This window comes from uncultured Phenylobacterium sp., from assembly GCF_902826855.1.
Taxonomy (GTDB): domain Bacteria; phylum Pseudomonadota; class Alphaproteobacteria; order Caulobacterales; family Caulobacteraceae; genus Phenylobacterium.
This window is the reverse complement of record NZ_CADEGK010000290.1, coordinates 1-4,497: the sequence shown is the minus strand read 5'-3', so window position 1 is coordinate 4,497 and position 4,497 is coordinate 1. Positions and strand designations below refer to the sequence as shown.

Here is a 4,497-nt window from a genome sequence, read left to right as displayed (position 1 = left end):
CGCGTCATGGCCGTGCGCTCGAGGTTCCCAAGGAAGCCGCCGTGGCGCACGAATACCTCGCTTTCGCGCTCCGTCAGTCCACCCATGTGTCGGACGAAGCTCAGCCAGCCGCCGTTCCCGCTCGAGCGCGGATTGAATCCCGCATGCAGCACCTCCGTCGCCGTCGGCCGCAACCCGTTTCGGAGCTGGAAGTCTCGGTAAAATGCTTCTAGCGCGTCGCCCGCCGATGTGGGTCTGAGCAATTTCTCGAGGATATCCAAAGCCTCGAGCTCGTACGTGACCTCGCACCCCTCGGGCCAAATGCGTTCGCCGGATCGGATCTTTTCGAGCGCCAGGGCCAACGCCCGATCACCCTCATCCACTCCGAGCAACGCACGCACCTTGGTCAGGAAGGTGCGGTGATTGCCGATGTAGTCGATCACGTTCAGGCGGGTCTTGCCGACAGCCCGGCGAAGCCCTCGCCCAAATTGCTGCATCCAGATGATTGCAGACTCGGTCGGCCGCAGCATCAGGACTGTGTCGATCGCGGGCACGTCGACGCCCTCGTTGAACATGTCTACGGCGAACAGGACGTCCAGTTCCCCGGCCCGAAGTTGCTCCAACGAAGTCGCGCGCGGCGCGGAGGTGGCGCCCGAGTGGACGGCAGCCGCCCCCAGGCCAGCTTGACGGAAGTAGTCCGCCATGAAGTCCGCATGCGTCATCGAACAGCAGAAGGCGAGCGTCCTGGCGCCTCGATGCTTCTGATACTGTTCGAGCGCATTCTGGGCCCGAGCCTGGGTCGCGACCGCAGCCGTCAGCGCGGCTTCGTCGAACTTCGAGCTTCGCCAAGGGATGTTCTCATAGTCGATCTCGTCGGGGACGCCGAAGTAGTGGAACGGCGATAGCAGCTCCTTTTCGATGGCCGCGAAGGCGTCGCATCGGAAGACGAGGTTCTCCTGGCAGAGGCTCAACAGGTCGCCACCGTCCGTCCGTTCCGGTGTGGCTGTCAGCCCCAGGAGGAACTTCGGCGTGAAATGGTCGATGAGCCGGCGATAAGTACGCGCCGCGGCGTGATGGAACTCGTCGACGACGATGTAGTCGAAGTAGTCGGGGGCAAACTTCTCTAGGTGGGCCGATCGGCCCAGGGTCTGGACTGACGCGAAAACAACGTCGGCTTCGACGGTCTTCTCCGTGCCGGTGTAGCGGCCCAGGCGCGCGGAGGGACGGCACGATCGAAAAGTGTCGATCGCCTGGGTAAGGATCTCCTCGCGGTGGGCCACGAACAGCACCCGGCGGAACTGCGGCGCGTCCGTATCGAAAGCGCTTAGCCAAGTCTTCCCAAGGCCAGTGGCCAACACCACAAGACCGGCGCTGTAGCCATCCTGTCGCGTGCGGCGCAAGGCTTCGAGCGCCTGAAGCTGCACCTCGTGCGGTTGAGGCGGTGGAGGTGCGGGCTCGGTGACAATGCCGATGGCGGGCGCTTGCGAGACTGGATTCTTGGCGCGTCGCCGGTCGTAAGCGTCGATCCAGTCGTAGGTCAGAGGCCGCACACTCGGCGAAAGGAGCAACCCTTCGAAGCCCGTGACGACGTCGCGCCAGCCCTCAGAGTCGGCGCTGCAGGCCCTGTAGTTCCATTCGATGCCCTTGAGGAGGGCGGTCTCGGAGAGGTTCGAGCTACCGACGATGGCGAGGCCTTGCTCATCCACATGATGGAAGATCCAGGACTTCAGGTGGAAGCTTTGGACACCGGCTTCGAAGACGAAGCGTTCGACCTCCCCCTCGAGGTCAAGCAGTTGGCGGAGCGCTGACGGGTCGGTGACGTCGAGATAGTCGCCCGTAATAAATCGGAGCCGACCACCGCGCGCGAGCAAATCGCGGAGGTGCGGGATCAGCAGCCGCGCACCGCTTTCCATGATGAATGCGACCGCGATGTCGACCGTCGTGGCGTCGTCGATATGGCGGACCAGGTGCGGCAGAAGTGGGTCGTCACCACCCGCAATAAGCGCCTGTCGGTGCGGCGCCCGGGTAAGCAGGTCCAGGTTGAGGGACGGGGCAGTGGGCGCCAGGTAGTTTCCCATGGCGGGAATGACATGCCTTACGCCGCCACGCGGGTCGCTCACATCGCCTGTCCGACGTGGAATGATGTGGATGTGGAAGTGTGGAACTGTCTGGCCTGCCGCCGCGCCGTCATTGTAACCGACATTGAAGCCGTCCGGGTCGAACTGGCCCTTCAAGAGGGCGCGTCCCCGATCTACGCCCGCCGTCAGCGCTTCTCGTTCGTCGGCAGTGAGGTCGTCCCAATGCGCCACGTGGCGGCGTGGCACGATGAGTAGGTGGCCCTCCGTGACGGGGAAGGCGTCGCGGATCGCGGCGATGTCAGGCGTTCGGAATGCAATGCGCTCCGGATCGGGTTCGCAGAAGGGGCACTTGGTTGCACCTCCCGACGCCCGCCCCTCGTGCTCCGACTCAGCCATTCCGCCCCTCGGCCCAGTTTCCAACGACTGAGCATTGTTGGCCAAGCGATGGAAGCTCTGCCGACTCCCGGAGTGGAGGGGGAAGGCCGCGTCTGGGGTGTAGGAGAACTCGAGTGGGCCATCGCCGAAGGCCTGATCGCTGACCCCGGCGCGTCGACGGAAGAGAAATAGGTTGGGAGCCGCGAGACGGGACCCCTCTCGGCTACTCGACGTTCCACTTCGCCTTTAGCCGATCAACCGTCGTGCGCCACTTCGGCGTGGTCGGCTTGCAGACGGTGTTCTGATTGCCGAACAGGCCGATCTCGTTGACCGCCTTGTCCAGCGCAACCGTGTGCTGCCAGCGCACCGGGACGAAGTATTCCGCGCGCTCGGGATCGTCGGCGTATTCCCGGTGGTATTTGGCCTTGGTCAGGACTTCCAGGGCTGGACGATCTGCACCGTCGACGTTGACGTTGTAATCCGTTGCCGATGCCGGTGGACCAGTAACCTCACCGACGCCCAGGAAGCCGTAGCCGGGTGCTTTCACCCAGACGCGATCGCCGACGTTTAGGAGGTTGAGGGTGTTGCTGTACCAGGAGCCGCCGCCGGCGGAGATAAACCCATACTGACGCGCCTCCTCCCAGGAGCGGTTGTTTCCCTCGATCCCGTATGACGCATAGAACTCACCGTTCCAGGGCTCGCTCTCGCGGGCGCTGCGCGCGCTCGGGGCGGCGGAAGCACTGACCTGCGTGTGGACCGGATCTAGCAACCAGGCTCGGCTCAGCAGTTGCTGGTCGCCCGCGGCAAAGACCTGGAAGCACAGCACGTTGATCGCGATGTCGCGCTTGTTCAGGTAGTTGACGATGCGCTCGCTGCTGTCGTCCAGCGAGCTAGCCACGATGACGATCTGGTGGCTGTCGTTGAGCGTGTCCTCGTCCAGCCCCTGGCCGAAGCGGGCCATGAAGTCGGCAGCGAGGTCTCGGCCTGGCGCGAAGCGCCCGTAGATGGCCGCGATGTCCTGCGCTTCCAGTTCCTCGACCCAGACGGCGTAGTCGATGGCCTGCGCCACGACCTCGCGTGGCGTGCGCTCGCGCTTCAGTTCGATCAGGACCAGCGCGCCATCGGGCGCCACGGCCAGAAGATCGATGATGCCTCCGGCGCCGGTGCGCTCTTGCCGTCCGATCAGCATCCACTCGTCGGACAGGATCCGCGGCGCCGCGACGATCATGTCCTCCAACATGCGCTCACTGGGTAGACGGCCTTCAGCCAGGGGCAACGGTGCCGCTCCTACGGTCCAGATTGCATTGCGGATCGGCATCAGTTGGCCTCCCCACCCCTCACCTGCATGAGCAGGCGCTTGAACTCCTCGTTGTCGCTGGAGCCCTTCCAGAAGTTGATGAAGCGGCACACCACCTGGATGTTGCCCAGCACGTAGTGGCCGCTGCTATCGATCCGGTCTGGCGAGGCAAACAGGTTCTTGTCGCCGTCCTTGGCGAAGTCGAACGGGATGCCGGTCAGGGCGCAGCGGTTGCCCTGGAGGTCGAGGAGGTGCTCCAGGAGCTTGTCGATCTCCGCCGACGAGAGGCCCGTTTCCTTGTTCTTCAGGGTCCGCTCGACGATCTGTCCGTTGGCATTTCTGACCGTGTTCTCGATGGAGTAGCGCATCGCGATGATGGCGGCCTCGCGCCCACCTAGGATCCGCCCTGAATCCTTCCGGCCCGCCTTCCCCCCGCCTTCGTCGGGTTCCTTCAGCGTCTCCAGCATCCAGCAGAACGAGTGGGCATCAACGAGGCGGACCTTTGAGAGCCCCTCGATCGCGGCAAGCGCACCCCGCACCTCGCCGAGGGCGGCGTTGTAGCGGCGGTAGTTGTCCCACGAACAGTCCCGCAGCGTGACGAGGTCTATCCCAAGGTGCCGGAACGCGCGGTCGAAGGTCGTGGGCTGGATCGGCATGAACCGGTCCATGTCCTTCAGGAAGAACAGATAGGCCAGCAGTGGGTACTTGGCGCCGATGAGTTGGCTCAGCCGGTCGAAGATCGCGCCCTCGTCCTCGCCGCCGCGATAG

Annotated in this window: 2 protein-coding genes and 1 pseudogene; all 3 read right to left on the bottom strand. The window is 64.2% G+C overall.

The features are described 5' to 3' along the window. On the bottom strand, nucleotides 1-2,453 hold a 2,453-nt coding region (locus tag QZV94_RS23495; protein ID WP_293682659.1), incomplete at its 3' end, for a DEAD/DEAH box helicase family protein. A gap of 202 nt (nucleotides 2,454-2,655) precedes the next feature. After that, nucleotides 2,656-3,750, bottom strand: a complete 1,095-nt coding sequence (locus QZV94_RS23490) for an endonuclease NucS domain-containing protein (RefSeq protein ID WP_293682657.1) — start codon at nucleotides 3,748-3,750, stop codon at nucleotides 2,656-2,658. Next, nucleotides 3,750-4,497, bottom strand: a pseudogene (locus QZV94_RS23485) (hypothetical protein); the annotation flags it as partial. The pseudogene QZV94_RS23485 and the gene QZV94_RS23490, both read right to left, overlap by 1 nt.

What these genes read in the sequence shown, in the direction of transcription:
- QZV94_RS23490 (WP_293682657.1), bottom strand. Translation starts at nt 3,750, where the DNA reads ATGCCGATCCGCAATGCAATCTGGACCGTAGGAGCGGCACCGTTGCCC.